The sequence below is a fragment of the Actinomycetospora termitidis genome (assembly GCF_030286555.1).
Classification (GTDB): Bacteria; Actinomycetota; Actinomycetes; order Mycobacteriales; family Pseudonocardiaceae; genus Actinomycetospora; species Actinomycetospora termitidis.
In genome coordinates this window covers 409,992-430,297 of record NZ_JASVWF010000005.1, presented here as the reverse complement: position 1 = coordinate 430,297, position 20,306 = coordinate 409,992, and the positions used below count along the sequence as shown (strand labels likewise).

General features: G+C 75.0%; 18 protein-coding genes. 10 read left to right on the top strand and 8 right to left on the bottom strand.

Annotation, left to right across the window (positions count from 1 at the left end):
- Positions 1 to 164: 164 nt before the first annotated feature.
- Positions 165 to 4,844, top strand: a complete 4,680-nt coding sequence (locus QRT03_RS22795; protein WP_286055354.1) for a cation-translocating P-type ATPase — start codon at positions 165 to 167, stop codon at positions 4,842 to 4,844.
- A 95-nt stretch (positions 4,845 to 4,939) separates the two neighbouring features.
- Positions 4,940 to 5,860 (top strand): DUF2188 domain-containing protein, encoded by a 921-nt coding sequence (locus tag QRT03_RS22790; protein ID WP_286055353.1) that lies wholly within the window; start codon positions 4,940 to 4,942, stop codon positions 5,858 to 5,860.
- A gap of 205 nt (positions 5,861 to 6,065) precedes the next feature.
- Here QRT03_RS22790 and QRT03_RS22785 read toward each other — a convergent pair whose 3' ends face one another.
- Complete coding sequence (locus QRT03_RS22785; protein WP_286055351.1) at positions 6,066 to 6,320, bottom strand: WhiB family transcriptional regulator; 255 nt, start codon at positions 6,318 to 6,320, stop codon at positions 6,066 to 6,068.
- Between the two features lie 374 nt (positions 6,321 to 6,694).
- Here QRT03_RS22785 and QRT03_RS22780 point away from each other — a divergent pair, with 374 nt between their 5' ends.
- The gene (locus QRT03_RS22780) at positions 6,695 to 7,021 is read left to right on the top strand and encodes a hypothetical protein (protein ID WP_286055350.1); all 327 of its coding nucleotides are present in this window, start codon (positions 6,695 to 6,697) and stop codon (positions 7,019 to 7,021) included.
- Between the two features lie 39 nt (positions 7,022 to 7,060).
- Positions 7,061 to 8,545 (top strand): DUF2867 domain-containing protein, encoded by a 1,485-nt coding sequence (locus tag QRT03_RS22775; protein WP_286055349.1) that lies wholly within the window; start codon positions 7,061 to 7,063, stop codon positions 8,543 to 8,545.
- Here the strand turns inward: QRT03_RS22775 and QRT03_RS22770 are convergent.
- A complete protein-coding gene (locus tag QRT03_RS22770; RefSeq protein WP_286055348.1) occupies positions 8,542 to 9,627 on the bottom strand; it encodes a carboxylate-amine ligase in 1,086 nt (361 codons plus the stop codon). The two genes, QRT03_RS22775 and QRT03_RS22770, sit on opposite strands and share 4 nt — an antisense overlap.
- Positions 9,628 to 9,674: 47 nt before the next feature.
- On the opposite strand from QRT03_RS22770, the gene QRT03_RS22765 reads away from it, so the two are divergent.
- Together QRT03_RS22765 and QRT03_RS22760 are read left to right on the top strand one after the other, a co-directional pair.
- Positions 9,675 to 10,142, top strand: a complete 468-nt coding sequence (locus QRT03_RS22765) for an NUDIX hydrolase (protein ID WP_286055347.1) — start codon at positions 9,675 to 9,677, stop codon at positions 10,140 to 10,142.
- A complete protein-coding gene (locus QRT03_RS22760) occupies positions 10,123 to 11,301 on the top strand; it encodes an acyl-CoA dehydrogenase family protein (RefSeq protein ID WP_286055346.1) in 1,179 nt (392 codons plus the stop codon). Before QRT03_RS22765 ends, QRT03_RS22760 begins: the two co-directional genes overlap by 20 nt.
- On the opposite strand, the gene QRT03_RS22755 is transcribed toward QRT03_RS22760, so the two are convergent.
- Positions 11,298 to 12,632, bottom strand: a complete 1,335-nt coding sequence (locus tag QRT03_RS22755; protein ID WP_286055345.1) for a sensor domain-containing diguanylate cyclase — start codon at positions 12,630 to 12,632, stop codon at positions 11,298 to 11,300. The two genes, QRT03_RS22760 and QRT03_RS22755, sit on opposite strands and share 4 nt — an antisense overlap.
- A gap of 346 nt (positions 12,633 to 12,978) precedes the next feature.
- Between QRT03_RS22755 and QRT03_RS22750 the strand changes: the two genes are divergently transcribed.
- Positions 12,979 to 13,101 carry a hypothetical protein gene (locus tag QRT03_RS22750; protein ID WP_286055344.1) on the top strand — a complete coding sequence of 41 codons (123 nt, stop codon included), beginning with the start codon at positions 12,979 to 12,981 and terminating at the stop codon, positions 13,099 to 13,101.
- Positions 13,102 to 13,141: 40 nt separating this feature from the next.
- Here the strand turns inward: QRT03_RS22750 and QRT03_RS22745 are convergent, their stop codons facing one another.
- Positions 13,142 to 14,416 carry an MFS transporter gene (locus tag QRT03_RS22745; protein ID WP_286055343.1) on the bottom strand — a complete coding sequence of 425 codons (1,275 nt, stop codon included), beginning with the start codon at positions 14,414 to 14,416 and terminating at the stop codon, positions 13,142 to 13,144.
- 204 nt (positions 14,417 to 14,620) lie between these two features.
- Here QRT03_RS22745 and QRT03_RS22740 point away from each other — a divergent pair, with 204 nt between their 5' ends.
- From QRT03_RS22740 to QRT03_RS22730, 3 genes are all read left to right on the top strand, one after another.
- On the top strand, positions 14,621 to 15,118 hold the full coding sequence (locus QRT03_RS22740; protein ID WP_286055342.1) for a DUF3145 domain-containing protein: 498 nt from the start codon (positions 14,621 to 14,623) through the stop codon (positions 15,116 to 15,118).
- 22 nt (positions 15,119 to 15,140) lie between these two features.
- A complete protein-coding gene (locus QRT03_RS22735) occupies positions 15,141 to 15,725 on the top strand; it encodes a hypothetical protein (RefSeq protein ID WP_286055341.1) in 585 nt (194 codons plus the stop codon).
- Between the two features lie 94 nt (positions 15,726 to 15,819).
- Positions 15,820 to 16,770 (top strand): hypothetical protein, encoded by a 951-nt coding sequence (locus tag QRT03_RS22730; protein ID WP_286055340.1) that lies wholly within the window; start codon positions 15,820 to 15,822, stop codon positions 16,768 to 16,770.
- 47 nt (positions 16,771 to 16,817) lie between these two features.
- Here QRT03_RS22730 and QRT03_RS22725 read toward each other — a convergent pair whose 3' ends face one another.
- Genes QRT03_RS22725 through QRT03_RS22710 form a run of 4 tightly spaced genes read right to left on the bottom strand, consistent with a single transcriptional unit; the run spans position 16,818 to position 20,272 of the window.
- A complete protein-coding gene (locus QRT03_RS22725; protein ID WP_286055339.1) occupies positions 16,818 to 18,074 on the bottom strand; it encodes a beta-ketoacyl-[acyl-carrier-protein] synthase family protein in 1,257 nt (418 codons plus the stop codon).
- A complete protein-coding gene (locus QRT03_RS22720) occupies positions 18,071 to 18,313 on the bottom strand; it encodes an acyl carrier protein (RefSeq protein ID WP_018331414.1) in 243 nt (80 codons plus the stop codon). The genes QRT03_RS22725 and QRT03_RS22720 overlap by 4 nt, the downstream gene beginning before the upstream one ends.
- A 40-nt stretch (positions 18,314 to 18,353) precedes the next feature.
- Entirely contained in the window at positions 18,354 to 19,340 is a 987-nt protein-coding gene (locus QRT03_RS22715) for a beta-ketoacyl-ACP synthase III (protein ID WP_286055338.1), read from the bottom strand.
- A complete protein-coding gene (locus tag QRT03_RS22710; protein ID WP_286055337.1) occupies positions 19,337 to 20,272 on the bottom strand; it encodes an ACP S-malonyltransferase in 936 nt (311 codons plus the stop codon). Before QRT03_RS22710 ends, QRT03_RS22715 begins: the two co-directional genes overlap by 4 nt.
- Positions 20,273 to 20,306: the final 34 nt, after the last annotated feature.

Genomic DNA, 20,306 nt, shown 5'->3' with positions numbered 1-20,306 from the left:
ACGTTTCGATCCGTGTGCGGCCGGGGAACGCTGGGCGGCCGGTACTGCTCCGTCGGTGTGGCGTGCCGTGCGTCGACGTGTACTTGAGAGGACGAGTCCCACCCAACATGCTTCCGGACCGCACCATCGAGTCCCCCCGGCGTCGCCGCTCCCTCCTCGAGCGCGTGGCCGACCCGCTGGGCCTCGCCCGGGCCGCCGTCGACGCCCTGGACCCCTCGCGGCACCGCGGCCGGCGCGTGTGGCGGGGTGACGGTCGCATCCACCTCGGTGTGCCGGCCACCGCACGGGAGTCCGGTGCCGAGCTGCTGCGCGCGGTCGAGAAGGCGCTCACCGCGCACCCGGCCGTGGAGTGGGCCAGCGTCAACGCCCCGCTGGGCGTCGTCGTGGTCTCCCTGCTCGAGGACGCGGCCGGGGCCGACCCGGACGAGCACGACGCCGTCGTCGACGACCTCGTGGACCTCGTCGAGGTCCTCGAGGAGCAGGAGGCGGGCGACCTCGACGTCCACCCGGCCGGCGGGCACTCGAGCACCGCGACCTCCAAGGCGCTGACGACCTTCGCCGCCGACCTCGCCGGGCTGGGCATGGCCGGGATCGGCGCGGTCCTGCGCCGCACCCCGCTGCCGGTCGAGTACGCCTCGGCGGCCTCGTTCGTCGACCACCAGCCGCGGCTGCGCGCCGCCGTCGAGCGGGCCCTCGGACGCGGCCGGGCGGACTTCCTGCTCGCGCTGACCAACGCCGCCGGGCAGGGCCTCGGGCAGGGCTCCACCGGCCTGCTCGTCGACGCCGCCTACCGGGCCCTGCAGATCGCCGAGTCGCGCGCCGCCTCGGACGCCTTTGACCGCGCCGAGCCGCGGCTCATGGCCGCCCCGGAGCAGGTCGCGGCCGCTGCCGACGACTCGCTGACCGTCGACGCCCGGCCGGTGCCGTTCCCGACGGGGCCGATCGAGCGCCACGGCGACCAGGTCGGCCTGGCGGCCCTCGGTGGCTTCGGGACGACGCTCGCGCTCGGCGGCCCGCGCCGCGCGATCGGTGTCGCGCTCTCGACGCTGCCCAAGGCCGGCCGGATGGGCCGGGAGGGCTTCGCGACGACGTTCGGGCGGGTGCTGTCCCGCCGCGGCGCGGTCGTCGTCGAGCCCACCGTGCTGCGGCGCATGGACCGCATCGACACCGTCGTGCTGGACGCGTCCGCGCTCACCACCGGCGCCCTCATGCTGGGTGACCTGGCCCTGGTCGACGGCGAGGGCCTCACGGCCCCCGACGGGTCGCCGGTGTCGGTCGAGTCGCTCACGCCGCTGGTCCACGAGCTGTTCGACCCGTCCGACGCCGGACGCCCCGCGATGCACGAGGCCGGCTGGCTGCTGGCGCCGCTGGCCCCCGGTCGCGAGGACGAGCCCGTGGTCGCCGAGGCGGTCGACGCGCTGCGCACCGACGGCGCCACCGTCGTGCTGGGCCTGTCGTACGGCGACCCGGACGCGGACGACCCGTCGGCCGCGGAGCTGGTCGCCGTCGTCGGGGCCCTGCCCGAGCCGGCCGCGGCGGCGGAGGCCCTCGGGGCCGCGGCGCGCCGCGCCGGGCTGACGCTGGTCGTCGGCACCGACGAGCCGACCATCGTCTCCGCGGGCACCCCCGCCGCGGGCGAGGGCGCCTCCTCCGCGCCGCTCCCCGGCGCCGACGGCACCGTCCCGGCGACCCGCCGCACCGTCGACCGCCAGGTCACCGGCGGCGAGGGCCTGGCCGCCGCGGTCCGCATGCTGCAGGTCGAGGGCGCGGGCGTGCTCGTGGTCTCCCGTGACCGGCGGGCCCTGGCCGCGGCCGACCTCGGCATCGGCGTCGTCCGCGCGGACGGCACCCCGGCGTGGGGCGCGCACGTCCTCGTGGGCGACGACCTCACGACGGCGGCCCTGCTGATCGAGGGCGTCAAGGTCGCGAAGGCGACCTCCGGGCGCTCCGTGGCGCTCGCCCGCGCCGGCACGGTGCTGGGCGCCGCGATGGCCACCGCGGGCACCGCCCCGCGCGGGGCCTCGCTGGCCGGGCTCGCCGTCAACGGCGCCGCCGGGGTCGCGCTCGGCGCGGGGGCCTGGTCGGCCTCCGAGCTGGGCCGGAAGACGCTCGTGCCGGGCGTCGCGCGGACCCCGTGGCACGTGATGCCGGCCGAGACCGTCCTGGCCCGCCTGGACGCCTCCGAGCGCGGCCTGTCCGCCGCCGAGGTGGCCCGTCGCACCCGGGAGGACCCGGCCGCGGCCGAGGAGACCACGTCCCTCGGGCGGGCGTTCCTCGACGAGCTGAACAACCCGCTGACCCCGGTGCTGGCCGGCGGCGCGGTGCTCTCCGCCGCCATCGGCGCGATCGCGGACGCGTCCATCGTCGTGGGCGTCACCGCGTTCTCCGCACTCATCGGCGGGGTGCAGCGGGTCTGGACCGACCGTGCCGTCGCCGGGCTGCTGGAGCGGTCCTCCACCCGGGCCCGCGTGCTGCGCGACGGGGTGCCGACCACGGTCACCGCCGACGACGTCGTCGTGGGCGACGTCGTCGAGCTCGGCCCGGACGACGTCGTGCCGGCCGACTGCCGCGTGCTGAGCGCGGACGCCCTGGAGCTCGACGAGTCCTCGCTGACCGGGGAGTCGCTGCCGGTGCCGAAGACGTCGGTGCCGGTGATCGCCCGCTCGGTCGCCGACCGTCGCTCGATGCTGTACGAGGGCACGACGGTCGCCACCGGACGCGGCCGCGCGGTCGTCGTGGCCACGGGCTCCTCCACCGAGGTCGGCCGCTCCACCGCGGCCGCCCGGGCCAACGCCCCGGTCGCCGGCGTCGACCAGCGCCTCTCCGGCATCACGAAGATCACCACCCCACTGGCGATCGCCTCCGCGGCCGCCGTCGTCGGGGCCGGCGCGGTCCGCGGCCTGCCGATGAACCAGAACCTGCACTCCGGGGTGGGCCTCGCCGTGGCGTCGGTCCCCGAGGGGCTGCCGTTCATCGTCTCCGCCGCCCAGCTCTCCTCCGCGCGCCGCCTGAGTGCGGAAGGGGCCCTCGTCCGGAACCCGAAGACGATCGAGGCCGTCGGCCGCGTCGACGTCCTGTGCTTCGACAAGACCGGCACGCTGACCGAGGGCAAGCTCGCCCTCTCGGCCATCTCCGACGGCGTCAAGCTGCGGCCCACCGACCGGCTGCGCAAGCGCCAGCGGCGGGTCCTCGCGGCCGCACTGCGCGCCACGCCGCGTCCGAAGGCGGGGGAGCGGCTGGCCCACCTCACCGACCGCGCGGTCGTGTTCGGGGCGCAGTCCTTCGACGTCGATCCCGAGCACAAGCGTTCCGGGTGGTGGCCGCTCGCCTCGCTCGACTTCGACCCGAGCCGCGGCTACCACGCCACGCTCGGCGAGGCGCGCACCGAGAGCGGCGCCAAGGAGCAGGTGCTCTCGGTCAAGGGGGCGCCCGAGGTCGTCATCGCCCGCTGCGCCGACTGGGCCGGCACCGAGCTGGACGACGAGGCCCGCCAGCGCCTGGTCGAGCACACCGAGCTGCTCGCCGGGCAGGGCATGCGCGTGCTGGCCGTGGCCGAGCGCGCCGAGCCGTGGGGCACCGCGTCGGAGGACGAGCTCGAGGTCGTCGACGAGGACGTGGCCGACCTGAGCTTCGTCGGCTTCGTCGGGTTCACCGACCCGGTGCGCGCCGGCTCCCAGGCGACCGTGCACGACCTGCGCGAGGCCGGGGTCCAAGTCGTCATGATCACCGGCGACCACCCGAGCACCGCGGAGGCGGTCGCGGAGGAGCTCGACGTCCTCGGCGAGTCCGGTGGCGACGGCGAGCGCGGCACCGTCATCACCGGCCAGGAGATGGACGAGCTCGACGACGACGCCCTCGACGCCGTGCTGCCGACGGTGCGCGTCGTCGCCCGCGGCACCCCGGCGCACAAGGTGCGGGCGGTACAGGCGTTCCAGCGCCTCGGCCGCACGGTCGCGATGACGGGCGACGGCGCGAACGACGCCCCCGCCATCCGGCTGGCCGACGTCGGCATCGCGCTCGGTCGCCGTGGGACGCCCGCGGCCCGGGCCGCCGCGGACCTCGTCGTCACCGACGACCGCCTGGAGACGATCCTCGCGGCGCTCGTGGAGGGCCGCGCGATGTGGGCCTCGGTGCGCGAGGCGCTCGGCGTGCTCGTCGGCGGCAACCTCGGCGAGATCGCGTTCACCGTGCTCGGCGCCTCGACCACGGGCACGTCGCCGCTGACCGCGCGCCAGCTGCTGCTGGTCAACCTCCTCACCGACCTCGCGCCGTCGCTGGCCCTCGCGGTCCGCGCACCGGCCCCGGGCGACGCCCGGTCGCTGCTCGCCGAGGGGCCGGAGGCGTCGCTGGGCGACGCGCTGAACCGCGAGATCGGGCTGCGGGCCGCGGCGACGGCCGGCGGTGCGTCGCTGGCGTGGGCGCAGGCCCAGGCCACCCCGTACGGCGGCCCCGCCCGGGCCCGCACGGTGGCGCTCGCAGCCCTCGTCGGGACCCAGCTCGGGCAGACCGTGGCCGCCGGTGGGCACCGCAGCCCGCTCGTGGTCGGGGCGAGCGTCGTGTCCGCGGGCGCCCTGTTCGCGGTCGTGCAGACCCCCGGGGTCAGCCAGTTCTTCGGGTGCACCCCGCTCGGCCCGATCGCCTGGGGCCAGGCGGCGGGCTCGGCGACGGTGGCCACGGTCGCCTCCGTGGTCGGCCCGGAGCTGGTGCGCCGCTACGGCGACCGGATCGCCCCCGAGGGGTCCGTCGTCGCGAACCTCCTGGAGCGCCTCGGCGAGGTCCGCGACGAGGCGGGTGCGCGCTACCTCGAGCTGCAGGAGAAGGCGACCGCTGCACTGACCGGGTGAGTGGCCGTGGTCACTCCACGGTGTTTGTGCAGGTCGTGGCGGGGGAACACTGTGCGTAGCATTCGACCGATCCTGAAGGAGCAGTGAGACCCGTCATGGCCGACCGCGACGTGAAGCCGACCGACGACGGCTGGCAGGTGCTGAAGAAGGGTGCGCAGCGCGCGAGCGCGAAGGCGCCGACGCAGGCCGAGGCCGTCGCCCGCGCGACCGAGATCGTGTCCAAGGACGGCGGCGGCAAGGTCGTCGTCTACGGCACGGACGGCAAGGTCCGCGAGAGCCAGACCGTGAAGGCCGGTGCCGACGCCGCCGCCGAGGCCCCGAAGAACGCCGCCAGGGCCACCGCCGCCGGTGCCCGGGCGACCGGCAAGGCCGCCGCGGACAAGGCGTCTCAGACCGCGGGGACCGTCGCGGCCGACGCGAAGGCCACCGGCGAGAAGATCGCGGACCGGGCCGAGTCGTCGTCGAAGAAGGCGGCGGCCCAGGCCGAGGCGGGCGCCAAGGGAGTCGCCGACGAGGCGAAGGCGGCCACCAACGGCAAGGCGCCCGAGGCCGCGGCCAAGGACGCCGCGACGATCGCGAAGACCACCGGGGCGCAGGTGGCCGACACCACCGGGCGCGCCGGCGAGCGCATCGCGAAGGACACCGCGCGGGCCGGCAAGCGCGCCGGGCAGACCGTCGGTGCGGCCGCCGAGGAGGCGGGCGAGAAGGCCGTCGAGGGCGGCGACCGCGCGGCACGCGTCTCGCAGGGCGTCGACCGTGAGCTCAACACCGTCGGCGACGACCTCGCCGGCAACATCACGAGCGTCACCGAGGCCCAGGCCCGCAAGGTCGACGCCGCGGTGGACGAGGCCACGCGCGAGGTCAGCGCCGCGGCACCGTCGTACAACCCGGTCCGCATCGCGGGCCAGGTCGCCGGGTTCGCGGTCCGGACCGCGTTCAGCGTCACCGGCGCGGTGGTCTCCGCCGGCGGCAACCTCCTCTCGGGTGCCGCCCGGAAGGTGACCGGCCGCCGGTAGGCCCACCCCGGACTGAGCGAAGGGCCCCTTCGGTCGATCTACTCGACCGGAGGGGCCCTTCGCTCGTTCCCGGGCGTGCCGGCGAAGGGCGCCCACGGCCCATCTATCCGAGCGGAGGGGCCCTTCGCTCGACACCGGCCGGGGACGACGAACGGCCCGCCCCCGGAGTCCGGGGACGGGCCGTCGTGATCGAGCCGTCGGTGGCTCAGGCGCTCACGGGCAGCGAGCGGCCGGAGAGGCGCGCGCGACGCATGTCGCGGCGGTCCTCCTCGGACGTCCCGCCCCAGACGCCGGCCTCCTGGCCGGTGTCGAGCGCCCAGCGCAGGCACGCGGCCTGCAGCGGGCAGGTGCCGCAGATGAACTTCGCGGCGGTCAGCTGCTCGGCCGCGGGGCCCTCGGTGCCGACGGGGAAGAAGAGTTCGGGGTCGTGGTCGCGGCAGGCCGCGAGCTCCCAGTCCATGGGTCCTGCTGTCCTTTCCGGTCTCGGGTGGTGCATGTCGCCTGCGTGTGCAGGTGCCCCGTCCGGGCGCGCGCACACGCTCGTGCGCCCCGGCGCCGTTCGACGCCGTGACGGGGTCGGTCTCGGTGGTTGCTGTCAGCCGGGCCGTGTCGGCGCGGGTCCACGGCGTCGAACCCCTGGGGAGTCGTCACCGCGCACACGCCGGGCCGCCCGATCCGTTCCCGGCCGGTGATGGCCACCGACTGCGGAACGTTCTCGGACCGACAGCGCTCGCGGCGCCGTCCGGACTTTCTAAGGTAGCCGGACCTCGCTGCGGGCAAACGAGTGTCGTCCCGATCGGCGTCCGAGTGAACTGTGATTTGCACCACAGATCGATGTCGCCGACGGTGACGAACTCGCGATCACCACCGTACGTGCATCGCAGCGTCCCGCGCGGCACACTGACCGGTGATACCGATGACATCGATCGCGAACGGGGGCCGGCGATGAGGGCCATCGTGCTGGCGCTGCGTGACATCGTCGTCGGCGGGATCTGCGCCGGGGCCCTGGTCGCCTTCGTGCTCGGCTACCCGATCATCGGGCTGATCCTGGGCGTGCTCGGCCTGTGGCAGGTCATCCGCATCATGCGGGGCCGCGCGAGCATCATCGGCATCGACCAGCGCTGGGCCGACCAGGAGGGCAAGCCCAACGTGAAGGGATGAGCCTGCGCGCGCGGCGCGGCGACGGGCCAGGATGATCGTGTGCGCTGCGCCGTCATCGGGTCGACCGGCTACCTCGGGACCCGCCTCGTCCCGCGACTGCTCGCGCGCGGGGACGACGTCGCGGTGCTGGTCCGCTCACCGGACAAGCTGGCGCTCACCCGCTGGGCGGCCGAGGTCGACGTCGTCCCGGGCGCCCTGGAGGACCGCGCGGCGGTCGCGCGGCTCGTGGCGGACGCCGATGTCGTCGTCCACCTCGCGCACGCCCTGGACCGCCCCGACTTCCCGGAACGCGACCGCACGGCGGCCCACGTGGTCGCGGACGCCGCGACCGGGGCGGGCGTCGGGCGCATCGTCTACCTCGGGGGCCTGCGACCGAGCCTGGGCTCCGTCTCCCGGCACCTCGCCTCCCGCGCCGAGGTCGCCGACGTCTTCCTGGCCTCCCCGGTCCCGACGGCGGCCCTCGAGGCCGGGATCGTCGTCGGCTCCGGCTCGGCGAGCTTCGAGATGATCCGCTACCTCGCCGAGCGCGTGCCGGTGCTGCCCGCCATCCCGTGGCTCGCGCACCGCACCCAGCCGATCGCCGTGGACGACGTCCTGCACCTCCTCGCGGCGGCCACCCTCCTCCCGCCCGAGGTCGACCGCCGCCTCGACGTCGGCGGCCCCGACGTGCTCACCTACCTGGACCTGGTCCAGCGCTACGCGCGACTGGCCGGGCTCCCGCAGCGGGTGGCCGTGCCGGTGCCGCTGCCGGTCCCGCCCGGCGGGCCGACCGTGGCCGCGATGGCGATGGAGCTGCTGTCCCCGCTGCCGCGCCGCCTGGTCGAGCCGCTGATCGAGTCGTTGCGCCACGAGCTGGTGTGCGACCCGGACTCGCTCGCCGATGCCCGCCGGCTCCTCGGTGACCCGCCCGGCGGGCCGACCACCTACGGCGCCGCGGTCCGCGCGGCCTTGGGGTACCGCCGGGACGGGGTGGAGCCCACCGACCGCGACCCCGCGCCCGGGGACTCCCCGGCCGACCGCCCCGCGGCGCTCGCGCTCCCGTCCGACCCGGTCGGCTCCGGCGGCGCGACCTGGCGGTGGTCGACGACCGCGCGCGGTCCGGCCACGCCGCAGGCGGTCTGGGCGGCCGTGCAGCGCATCGGCGGCGACACCGGCTGGTACGCCCCGCCCGGCGTGTTCGCGGCCCTCGGGTGGGCCGACCAGCTCCTCGGTGGCGTCGGTGGCTACCGGGGCCGCCCGCACGGGCGCGACCTCGTCGTGGGCGACGTCGTCGACGGCTGGCGCGTCTCCGCCCTCGCGTCCGGGCAGTGGCTGCGCCTGCGGGCCGACCTCAAGGTGCCCGGCCGGCTGTGGCTGACGTTCACGGTCCTTCCCGACGACGGGTCCGGCTCGGCCCTGCGCCTCGACGTCGCGTTCGCGCCGTCCGGGCTGGCGGGGGTCGCCTACGGGGCCGGGCTGCGTGTGGGGGCGCCGCTGGTGTTCGGGCCGATGGCCCGCGGTGCCCTGCGCGCGGCCGCCCGCTAGGACGTCAACTGCGCCGCGCGCACCGCCGCGATCAGCCCGCCGTCGTCGAACGCCGCCCGCTGCACCGCGGATCCGGTCTCGCCGCGCAGCACGCGGTCGACGCCCGCGTGCACCGTCTTCCGGTCCTCGCCGAGGGCGTCGTCGACGTGGTCCAGCAGCGCCGCGACCGCCTCGCGGGCCGGGACCGGCCGCGCGGTCCCCGGGTGGATCAGGGTGCCCGTCTCGGCGTCCGCCCGGCCCACGCAGCCGGCCCGGGCCGCCCGCCAGTGCGCCAGGCGCAGGACCTCGATCGGGGTCGCCGGCGGCGGGTCGCCGGCCTCCCAGGCCGCGGCCGCGGTCGTCACCAGGGCCCGCGCGAGCAGCGCGACCACGACTGCGTCGTCCACGGTGAGCCCGACGTCGGCGACGCGGACCTCGACGGTCGGGAAGTTCGCCGCCAGGCGGGCGTCGAAGTAGGCCATCGCGTCGTCGACGACGGTGTCCGTCGCGACCATCGCGGCCACCACCTCGTCGTAGGCCGCCACCGAGCCGAACACCCGCGTCGGCCCGGCCGAGGGCCAGCGCGACCAGACGATCGAGCGGTAGCTCGCGTACCCGGTGTCCTCCCCGCGCCAATAGGGCGAGTTGGCCGAGAGCGCGCGCAGGACCGGCAGCCACGGGCCGATCCGGTCCAGCACGCCGACGCCCTCCTCGCGGGAGCTGATCTCGACGTGCACGTGCTGGCCGTTGGTCAGCTGTTCGGTGGCGACGGCACCGAAACGCTCGAGGATCCGCCCGTAGCGGCCCTCGAGCTCCGGCGCCGGCCCCTGCGGCAGGGGCGAGGTGGCGACCGCGGCGACCGCGGCCCCGCGCTCGCCCGCCGCCTCGACCGCCGCGCGGCGGCGCCGGTGGAGGTCATCGGCGAGGGCGTCCGCGTCGGCGTGCGGGGCGCTGCCCGTCTCCACCTGCTCGTAGCGCATCTCCGCGTCGAGCTCCTCCGAGCCTGCGAGCACGGCCGGGGCCAGGCCCAGCGCGGTGCCGTCGTCGGGGTCGACGAGGAGCAGCTCCTCCTCGACCCCCATCCGCCGTGTCGGTGCGTCCACGACGGGGGATGTTCCCACCGGGGGCGGCCCGACGAACGGAGACACGAGTGGCGCGCGGCACGAACGGGGACGGCTGGGTGGTCTGCGGGCAGGGGCACCGGCACTGGGGCCGGTTCGGCGCGGCCGGTCTGCTGCTCGAGTCCGACGGCCGGATCCTCCTCGCCCACCGCATCTTCTGGAGCCACCACGGCAACACCTGGGGCATCCCGGGCGGGGCCCGCGACGGGGACGAGACCGCCGTCGAGACCGCCCTGCGCGAGACCGCGGAGGAGACCGGGCTCGACCCGGCCCGGGTCGTCGTCGGGAACGTCTCGACCGACGACCACGGCGGGTGGAGCTACACGACGGTGCACGCCACCCTCGACGAGCCGGTGCCGCTCACGCCGCAGGACGGGGAGGCCTCGGAGCTGCGGTGGGTGACGGTGGAGGGCGTCGGTGACCTCGACCTCCATCCGGGGTTCGCCGCGTTCTGGGCGCAGCACTTAGCGTGGACCCATGGTTCCGGACCCGAGTGACTTCCTCGCCGTCGACGCCGAGCTGACCGCGGAGGAGCGCGACATCCGTGACGCCGTCCGCGACTACGCGGCCGCGGAGCTCGCCCCGCGGATCGCCGAGTGGTACGAGTCGAACACCCTGCCGCGCGACATCGCCAAGGGCCTGGGGTCGCTCGGACTGCTCGGGATGCACCTCGAGGGCTACGGGTGCGCCGGGACCAACGCCACCTCCTACGGCCTGGCGTGCCGCGAGCTGGAGGCGGTCGACTCCGGGTTGCGCTCGTTCGTCTCCGTGCAGGGCTCGCTCGCGATGTTCGCGATCCACCGGTGGGGCACCGAGGAGCACAAGCAGACCTGGCTGCCCCGCATGGCGACCGGCGAGGCGCTGGGCTGCTTCGGGCTGACCGAGGCCGACGCCGGGTCCGACCCCGGCTCGATGCGCACCCGGGCGCGGCGCGACGGCGACGACTGGGTCCTCGACGGCTCCAAGATGTGGATCACGAACGGGACGCTCGCCGACGTCGCCGTCGTGTGGGCCCAGACCGATCCCGACGCCGGGTCGTCGGGCATCCGCGGCTTCGTCGTCCCGACCGACTCCCCGGGCTTCACCGCGAACGAGGTCAAGCACAAGCTCTCGCTGCGGGCGTCGCTGACCGCGGAGCTCGTCCTGGAGGGCGTCCGCCTGCCCGCCGACGCGATGTTCCCCGAGGTCACCGGGCTCAAGGGCCCGCTGTCGTGCCTGAACGAGGCGCGCTACGGCATCCTGTGGGGCGCCGTCGGGGCGGCCCGGTCCTGCTACGAGGCGGCGCTGTCCTACGCGCTCGACCGCGAGCAGTTCGGGAAGCCGATCGCCGGGTTCCAGCTGACCCAGCGCAAGCTCGCGGAGATGGTCGTGGCGGTCAACCAGGCCTCGCTGACGGCGGCCCGGATCGGGCGGCTCAAGGACGCGCACGAGCTGCACCCGGCGCAGGTCAGCTTCGGCAAGATGGCGAACGTGCACGCGGCCCTCGACGTGGCCCGGACCGCGCGGACCGTCCTGGGCGGCAACGGGATCACCCTCGAGTACCCGGTGTTCCGGCACATGACGAACCTGGAGACGGTGCTGACCTACGAGGGCACCGAGGAGATGCACGCGCTGTCGATCGGGCAGGCGCTCACCGGGCTGGCGGCGTTCCGCTAGGGCCCGACCTCGGGGCGCGCCGGGTCCGCGGTGACGGTGCGGTCCCGGCCGGCCCGCTTCGCGCGGTAGAGCGCCGCGTCGGCGGCCGTCAGGAGCTCCTCGACGGTCGTGTCGGTCGGCCGGCAGGGCACGCAGCCGATCGACGCCGTCAGACCGCGCACCCGGGAGGTGACCCCGGCCATCCCCGGGACGGTGAGGTCGATCGCGCCGATGCGTGCCCGGAGCCGCTCGGCGGCGTGCGTGGCCGCGGGCGGATCGACGCCGGACAACAGCACGACGAACTCCTCGCCGCCGAACCGGCCGACGGCGTCGTAGGCCCGCACCTCGGCCGAGAGCGCCGCGGCGACCGCACGCAGGACCTCGTCGCCCACCAGGTGGCCGTGGGCGTCGTTGACGGCCTTGAACTCGTCGAGGTCGACCATGAGGACGGCCAGGCCGATGCCGTGCCGTCGGGCGCGGGCGATCTCCTTCCCCGCCACCTCGGCCCAGGCGGCCCCGTTCGCCAGCCCGGTCTTCGGGTCGGTCCGCGCGGCGTGCCGGAACTGGTCCAGCAGCACACCGCGGTGGAGCGTGATCACCGGGACCAGCAGGATCGGGACGAGCCAGGGGGACGCGGCGGCCAGGACGGCGAGCGCGGCCCCGAGGGCGAGCGCCCCCAGGCCGAGCAGCGTGTCGGCGGGGCTCGCGAGGTGGCGGCGCACCGACCGGTCGCGGGTGGTCAGCAGGAGGATGCCGACGACGAGGCCGTGGTTGACCGCCCAGCGCACGCAGGCCGCGGCGGCGATCAGCACCAGGCCGGTGGGGCCGGCGGCCCGCGCCAGCAGGGTGTCGATGTCGAACCCCTGCAACACGAGTCCGGCCGCCGCGGTCCCGAGCACCACCGTCGCCCACGAGAAGATCCACTTGTGCAGGGCGGAGTGGTGCTGCCCGTTCCGCAGCCACCAGTACGCGAAGGTCGCGCCGACCAGGACGAGCGCGGTGCCGGTGGGCACGAGCAGCAGACCCGCGAACGTCCACATCGACTTGAGGTCGATGAAGGGGCGGTCGACCCGGGAGACCCGGACGCGCTCGATGTGCCGGGCGGCCTCGGCATGGGTGACGGCGCCGAGGAAGAGCAGGCCGGCGACCACCCAGCCCCGGCCGTGCGGGCCGAGGACCAGCGTCAGCACCATGACCAGCACGGCCGCGGCCTCGACCCCCAGGACGTAGGCCAGGGCGCTGCGGGGGAGCGACCAGAGCGTCCACCGGCGCGGACTCCAGCGCCGACCACGGTCACGCACCGTCGCGCTCGCGACGTCCGGGCTGGGGAGCCGGGAGCGCGAGTCGGTCACTGTCCGTTGCCTCCGGAGGCAGGTGTCGAGGGTGCGGCGCGCCCCGGTGGTGGCGTCGGCGCGACTCGCACGGTACCGCGTCGCCCCGTCCGAGAACGCTTTGGATCACCCTTTCGTGGCATCTCACCTGGATGGTTGACGCCCGGTCGTCGGGTGGTCACCGACCGCCACGGCGGTCAGGATGAATCTCGTCCGTCGGTCGCGCTCCGTGGTCATCCGGGCTCACGGTCCTCGTGAGCCGACCACGATGCGTCACCGACTCGCGCGCCCGTCGATGCGCGACCGGGGCATCCGACGCCTGCGGGGACACGGCGTGCAACCGATCACACACCACCGAGGAGAACCCATGCGTCCCGACTCGCACTGGAACCGCGACTCGCACTGGAACCGCGACTCGCACTGGAACCGCGACTCGCACTGGAACGTGGCCGACTCCAACTGGCACCGCGGCGACGTGCACTGGGGCTGATCCCGCGCCCGGGCCGGCGCCCTCCGGGGCGCCGGCCGGCTCACGCGTCGGGCCGGGGCTCCCGCGCGGAGGCCCGGGACCACGCCCGCGCGGCCCACAGGGCCACGACGATGCCCACGGCCCCGCCGATCGCGACGGCGGTCGACGGCGACGACCGCTGCGCCAGCACCCCGGCGAGCAGGACCCCGACCCCCTGGGTGACCCGCAGCGCCGTGACGGCCAGTCCGAAGGCCTGTCCGCGCTGCGCGTCGTCGACGGTCACGACGAAGGTCGCGTTGGCGGGCACCTGGTAGGCGCACGCCATGCCCGAGACCACCCAGGCCACGACCAGGACCCACAGTGGCGGCCCGAGGGCGGACACCACGAGCGGGACGCACGACCCGACCGCGAGCGGTCCGATCCACCGCGACCGCCGGGGCGGTGGGACCAGGCGGGTCAGCAGCAGGATCCCGAGCACCTGCCCCAGCGGGTTCGCCGCCAGGAGGAGGCCCACCGCGGCCGTCCCCGCGCCGAGCTCCGCCGCGTAGGGCGCCGCGAGTCCCTCGACGGTGACCACGAACGCCGAGATGCACGCCAGCCCGATCAACGAGCGCAGGCGCGGGTCCGAGCCCACGATCCGTGCGCCCGCCGTCACGCGGGCGAATTCCCCGCGCAGTCCGACCCGCACCGACCCCCTATCGGCGTGCTCGGTTGCATTGTCGGGAGGCACGGGTTGCTCGGGGACGCCCCACCGCAGGACCGCGGCCGAGAGCGCGTACGTCGCCGCGTTGACCGCGAGGGCGGGGGAGACCCCGAGGAGCGCGACGAGTGGCCCGCCGAGGGCGAAGCCGAGGACCTGGGCGGACTGGTAGGTCGTGCTGATCACCGCGTTGCCGGCCACGTAGCGGTCGCCCGTGAGCAGGTGCGGCAGGATCGCCGACCGCGCGGCGAGGAACGGCGCGGCCAGCATCTGCACGGCGACGAGCAGCACGATCAGCGCGGGCAGCGGCATGCCCGGCACGGCCATGACGGCGACGAGCACGGCCCGGGCGAGGTCGGTGACCACCATGACCGCCCGGCGCGGGAAGCGGTCGGCCAGGCCGGAGAGCAGCGGCCCGGCGACGAGGTCGGGCAGGAAGGTCAGCGCGTAGGTGAGCGCGGTCAGGGCGGCCGACGCGGTCCGGTCGAACACGAGCACGGCGAGGGCCACCCGGGCCACCTGGTCGCCGACGATCGAGAGCAGCTGACCGAGCCAGAGCCGACGGAAGGCGGGGACCGCGAGGGCGTCCCGGAAGCGGGCCGGACGGTCGTCCTCCCGCCGATCGCCCCCCGTCATCGTCCGATCACGCTAGGCGAACCGGAGGGCCGCGGTCCACGGCAGTCCACGGTGGTCCACGCCGCGACACGCCGACGCGCCCGGGCCACTGGCGTACCAGGGGCATCACAGGGCACACTGCTGCACCGGTTGGTCATCGCGAGCCCGAGGACCGAGTTCGAGGACGTTGGGGAAGACGCTTCTCGTCTCGATCGGAGGTCAGCAGTGAGCACCCGTGGCGTGGTCTACGTCCACTCGTCGCCGCCTGCGGTCAATCCGCACGTCGAGTGGGCCATCTCGGGCGTCCTGGACGCCCGTGTTCAGCTGGACTGGACCGTGCAGGACGCGGCCCCGGGCCAGATGCGTGCCGAGTGCTCCTGGACGGGGCCCGTCGGCACCGCCGCACGTCTGGCGAGCGCGCTGCGGGCCTGGGGCATGCTCCGCTTCGAGGTGACCGAGGACCCGAGTCCCGGCACCGACGGCGAGCGCTTCTCCCACGTCCCCGGCCTCGGGCTCTGGCACGGCCGCACGAGCGCCAACGGCGACGTCGTGATCGGCGAGGACCAGCTGCGCTCGGCGATGGCCGCCGCCCGCCGCACCGGCCAGGACGCGCTGCACCACCGGCTCGACGAGCTGCTCGGCCGCCGCTGGGACGACGCGCTCGAGCCCTACCGCTTCGCCGGCGACGGGTCGGCCGTGGGGTGGCTGCACCAGGTCGGCTGAGCCGGGCTGGTTCGATGTCTCCATGCGACTCCTGCGCCCCGCGGTGACGGTGCCCATCGCGCTGGTGCTCGTGCTCGCCGCCCTCGGCGTGGTCGCGGCCCTGCTCGCCGACCGGGCCGCCGGGACCGCCCGCGACGCGCTCGGCGACACCGGGCCGGCGCTGGCCGGGGTCGCCCTCCCCGAGGACGGCACCGCCGGCCCACCGACCGTCGCCCTCTCGCCCTCGGCCGCCGCCTTCCCCCGCGCGGCCGAGATCCGCGACCTGGTGCAGCGTCAGGTCGACGCCCGCAACGCCGACAACTTCGTCGACTGGGTGTCCACCTCGTCGGCGACCTCCGTGGCGTCGGTGTCGGCCGCCCAGTTCGCCGACCGGAACCGCACCGTGAAGGTCGGGTCGGTGATCCTGCGGCGCATCGACCCGGTCGGGAACGGGGAGTTCGTCGTCCCCACCGGATGGGTCACCACCCAGGACCCGGCCGCCGCGCCCCCGGACGTCCCGGCCCCGCGCCTGTGCTGGCAGGTGTCGATGACCCTCGTGACCGAGCGCGGCGAGCTCAAGATCGTGGACCCGATGGCGGGCAGCTCGCTGCGGACTCCATGTGCCTGACGGCAGGTGAGTACTTGTTGTCGCCATAGCGACAACAAGTGCTCACCTGCTCCGCACATGGAACCGATCGTCGCCCGGCTCCCTCCAAGCTGGTGTGGACGAACTCGATGCATGGCAGCGGCTGCGACGGGACCAGGAGAACGTGGCCGGCTACCGGCAGCTCCTGGGCCAGGGCTTCACCCTCGCAGCAATCCGGGCGAACGTGGCAGCGGGGCGGTGGGTGCCGCTGTTCCGCGGCGTCTACGCCCTCGTGACCGGGCCGCCGACGCCGGCGATGTGGCGGTGGGCGGCGCTGTTGTTCATCCGCGGGCCGGCGATGCTCAGCCACGAGACGGCGGCCGGGGTCCTCGGCCTGCGCGGTGGCCGTGTCGACGGGCCGATCCACGTGACCGTGCCCTATGGATCGTCGGCGAGCGGGTGTGCCGGTATCGCGGTCCACCGGAGCAAGGCCTTCGCGCACATCGGCCTGGCCGGCTCCGTCCCGCCGGTGACGTCGAGGGTCACCACGGTCGTCGACCTGGCGGTGGAGGCGCCGAGTTCCCGAGAGGGGATGCGGGTCCTGACGGCGAGTGCGGCGGCCGCCCGCCTCGACGGCACGAAGATCACCGAGCACCTCGACCTCCGGCGGCCTCGTCGTTACGCGAAGGCGCTGCGCGCAGCTGCGCAGTTCCTCGTCGACGGGGTGCAATCGGTCCTGGAACTCGACTACGCGACCGACGTCGAGCTCGCCCACGGTCTGCCCGCCGGCCTCCGGCAGGTCCTGCACCGGGTCGGCGACACCAACCGCTTCGAGGATCTCGAGTACCGCATGCCGCTCGGCGTCCTCACCGTGCGGCTCGACGGGTTCATCGTCCACGCGAATCGGCGGACGGCCCGGAGCGACCGGGCCCGCGACAACGTGGCCGAGCTGGAAGGACGCGCCCGGCTGACGTTCGGCTACGACGAGGTCCACGACGAACCGTACGACCGCACGCCTCGTCTGGTTCCGGCTCCGCCAGCTGGGCTGGGACGGGGAGTTCATGAGATGTGCGCGATGCGCAGGTGAGCACTTGTTGTCGCCATAACGACAACAAGTGCTCACCTGAGCGAAGCTCACATCACGCACAAGGACACGTTGTGCCCGCCGAAGCCGAACGAGTCGTTGATCGCGGCGTCCAGCTGGACCTTCCGCGCCTCGCCCGAGACCACGTCGAGCTCGACGTCGCCGTCGAGGTCGGTGAGGTTCGCGGTCGGCGGGATCTGGCCCTCCTTGACCGCGAGGATCGTCGCGATCGCCTCCACGGCGCCCGCGGCGCCGAGCAGGTGTCCCAGGGACCCCTTCGGCGCGGTGAGCACCGGGTGGTCGCCGATCGCCTTGCGCACGGCCACGGTCTCGGCGACGTCGCCCACCGGGGTCGAGGTCGCATGGCAGTTCACGTGCCCGATGTCGGAGGGCTCGAGGCCCGCGGTGCGCAGCGCGGCCGCGATGGCGCGGGACTGGCCCGTGCCCTCGGGGTCGGGCGCGGTGATGTGGTACGCGTCGGCGCTGGTGCCGATACCGGCGATGCGCCCGTGGATCGTCGCGCCCCGCGCCTCGGCGAACTCGGCGCGCTCCAGCACGACCATGCCCGCGCCCTCGCCGAGCACGAAGCCGTTGCGCTTCGCGTCGAACGGACGGGAGGCCGCGGCCGGGTCGTCCCAGTCGTGCGCCATGGTCCGCGCCTGGCAGAACCCGGCGAGGGTGATCGGCGCGATGCACGCCTCGGCGCCGCCCGCCACGACCACGTCGACCTCGTTCGCCTGCAGCATCCGCCAGCCCCAGGCGATCGCCTCGGCGCCGGACGCGCACGCGGAGACGGGTGCGTGGATCCCGGCGGCGGCACCGAACTCGAGTCCGACGTGGGCCGCGGGTCCGTTCGGCATGAGCATGGGGATCGTCAGGACGGCGACCTTGCGCAGGCCCTGCTGCTCGAGCAGGTCGTCCTGGCCGAGCAGGGTGGTGGCCCCGCCGATGCCGGTCCCGATGATCACCGCGAGCCGCAGCCCGTCGACCTTCGGCGACCCGCCGTCGGTCGCCGGGTAGTCGCCGAGGTCGGCGTGCTCCCACGCCTGGCGGGCCGCGATGATCGCGACCTGCTCGGAGCGGTCGAGGCGCCGCAGCTCCACCCGCTTCAGGATCTCCGACGGCTCGACGGCGAGCTGCGAGGCGAAGTCGACCGGCAGCTCGAACCGCGCGGGCCAGTCGTCCTCGATCGGCCGCGCACCGCTGCGGCCGGCCAGGAGACCGTCCCAGGTGGACTGCACGTCTCCGCCGAGCGGGGTCGTCGCTCCCATCCCGGTGACGACGACCCCCTGGCCGGCGGCGCTCACGAGTGCGAGGAGATGTAGTCGACGGCGTCGGACACGGTGGTGAGCTTCGCGAGCTCGTCGTCCGGGATCTTGACCCCGAACTTGTCCTCGGCCTGCACGGCGATCTCCACCATCGACAGCGAGTCGATGTCCAGGTCGTCGACGAACGACTTCTCCGGGGTGACCTCGGAGGCGTCGACGCCGGCGACCTCCTCGACGATGCTCGCGAGGTCGGGGAGGATCTCTTCCTTGGAAGCCACGCAGGGCTCCTTTCCTTCGGTGGTGTGTCGGGCAGTGAGGCTAGGGGAGGACGACGACCTGGCCGCCGTAGGACAGGCCGGCTCCGAACCCGACCAGCAGGGCGACGTCCCCGGAGCGCACCCGCCCGGCGGCGCGCATGTGGTCGATCGCCATGGGGATCGAGGCGGAGCTGGTGTTGCCGGAGTGGACGATGTCGTCGGCGACGACGAGGTCGTCGCGCGCCCCCTCGGCCTTGAGCTTCTTCGCGATCGCCTCGACGATCCGCAGGTTCGCCTGGTGGGGGACCAGCACGTCGATGTCGGCGGGGGTCAGCCCGGCCCGCTCGACCGCCTTCAGCGCGGTCGGCGCGATCTTCGTCGTGGCCCAGCGGAACACCGCCTGGCCCTCCTGGCGCAGGAAGTTCTTCTCGTCGATGCCGATCGTCTTCACCAGGTCGCCGGCGGCTCCGAGCACGACCGGGCCGACCCCGACCTCCTCGGGCGTCTCGGCCGCGGTCAGCACCGCGGCGCCCGCGGCGTCGGCGAAGATGATGCAGACCGACCGGTCGTCCATGTCGAGCCAGTCGGTGAGCTTCTCCGACCCGACGACGAGCACGTTGCGCGCGCTGCCGGAGCGGATCATGTCCGAGCCCACGCCGACGCCGTAGCAGAAGCCGGCGCACGCGGCGTTGATGTCGAACGCCGCGATCCCGTTGACCCCGATGCGGTCGGACATCTGCGCGGCGGCGTTCGGGATCGGCGTCGGCATCGTGCAGGTCGCGACGATGACGGCGTCGAGGTCGGTGGGGGCGATCCCGGCGTCGGCGAGCGCCTTCGACCCGGCGTCCGCGCCCATGGACACGACGGAGTCGGTCTCGGCGGCGAACCGGCGCTCCGCGATCCCGACGCGGCTGCGGATCCACTCGTCGTTGGTCTCGACCCGCTGCGCCAGCTCGTCGTTGGTGACGACGCGGTCGGGCTGCGAGCTGCCGAGGCCGATGATGCGCGCGCCGGCGACGCCGTCGGCCCGGCTCAGGGAGATGCTCACGCCGCACCCCGCAGGACGTCGGCGGCGGCGGTGAGGTGGTCGGGCGTGGAGACGTTCACGGTGGCGGTGCCCTTGATCTGACGCTTGACCATCCCGGTCAGCGTCCCGGCGGGGGTGAGCTCGATCGCGGTGGCGATCCCGTGCTCGCGCAGGGTCTCCAGGCACGAGTCCCAGCGGACCGAGAGTGTCACCTGGGCGACCAGTCGGTCGAGCATGTCGTCCCCGGAGGTGACGACGGCACCGTCGGCGTCGGACAGCAGCGGCAGCACCGGGTCGGCGGGCGCCAGCTCGGCGCGGTGCTCGGCGACCCAGGAGCCCAGCGCCTTCTCGGCGGGCTCCATGAAGCGGGTGTGGAACGCGCCGGCGACGGCGAGCGGGCGGACCCGTGCGCCCTCGGGCGGCTCGGCGGCGAGCGCCTCGACGTCGCTCGTGCGGCCGGCCGCGACCACCTGTCCGGCGCCGTTGCGGTTGGCCGGCTCAAGGTCGTGGGAGGTGAGCACGCGCAGCACGTCGTCGGAGTCCCCGCCCAGGACCGCCGCCATGCCGGTCGGCTCCACCGCGCACGCGGCGGCCATCTCCCGGCCGCGGACCGCAGCCAGGGCGACGGCCCGCGCGGGGTCGAGCACGCCGGCGATCGCGGCCGCGGCGAGCTCGCCGACCGAGTGCCCGGCGACGAACGTGCCCTCGGGGGGTGCCCCGGCCTCCGCGCGCAGCGCCTCCCACGAGAGCAGGGCGCTCGTCACGAGCAGCGGCTGGGTCACGGCGGTGTCGGCGATCGCGTCCGCGTCGGCCTCGGTGCCCAGGTGCTCCAGGTCGAGCCCGGCCGCCTCGGAGAACTCGGCGAGCCGCTCGCGGAGCCCGGGGCGCTCCAGCCACGGCGCGAGCATCCCCGGCTTCTGGGCGCCCTGACCGGGCGCGAGGATCGCGATCACAGGCCGTACTCCATCACGCCCGGCACACGCGCTG

What these genes read in the sequence shown, in the direction of transcription:
- QRT03_RS22735 (WP_286055341.1), top strand. Translation starts at nt 15,141, where the DNA reads ATGCGACTCCTGCGCCCCGCGGTGACGGTGCCCATCGCGCTGGTGCTC.
- QRT03_RS22790 (WP_286055353.1), top strand. Translation starts at nt 4,940, where the DNA reads ATGGCCGACCGCGACGTGAAGCCGACCGACGACGGCTGGCAGGTGCTG.
- QRT03_RS22780 (WP_286055350.1), top strand. Translation starts at nt 6,695, where the DNA reads ATGTCGCCGACGGTGACGAACTCGCGATCACCACCGTACGTGCATCGC.
- QRT03_RS22785 (WP_286055351.1), bottom strand. Translation starts at nt 6,320, where the DNA reads ATGGACTGGGAGCTCGCGGCCTGCCGCGACCACGACCCCGAACTCTTC.
- QRT03_RS22750 (WP_286055344.1), top strand. Translation starts at nt 12,979, where the DNA reads ATGCGTCCCGACTCGCACTGGAACCGCGACTCGCACTGGAACCGCGAC.
- QRT03_RS22760 (WP_286055346.1), top strand. Translation starts at nt 10,123, where the DNA reads ATGGTTCCGGACCCGAGTGACTTCCTCGCCGTCGACGCCGAGCTGACC.
- QRT03_RS22745 (WP_286055343.1), bottom strand. Translation starts at nt 14,416, where the DNA reads ATGACGGGGGGCGATCGGCGGGAGGACGACCGTCCGGCCCGCTTCCGG.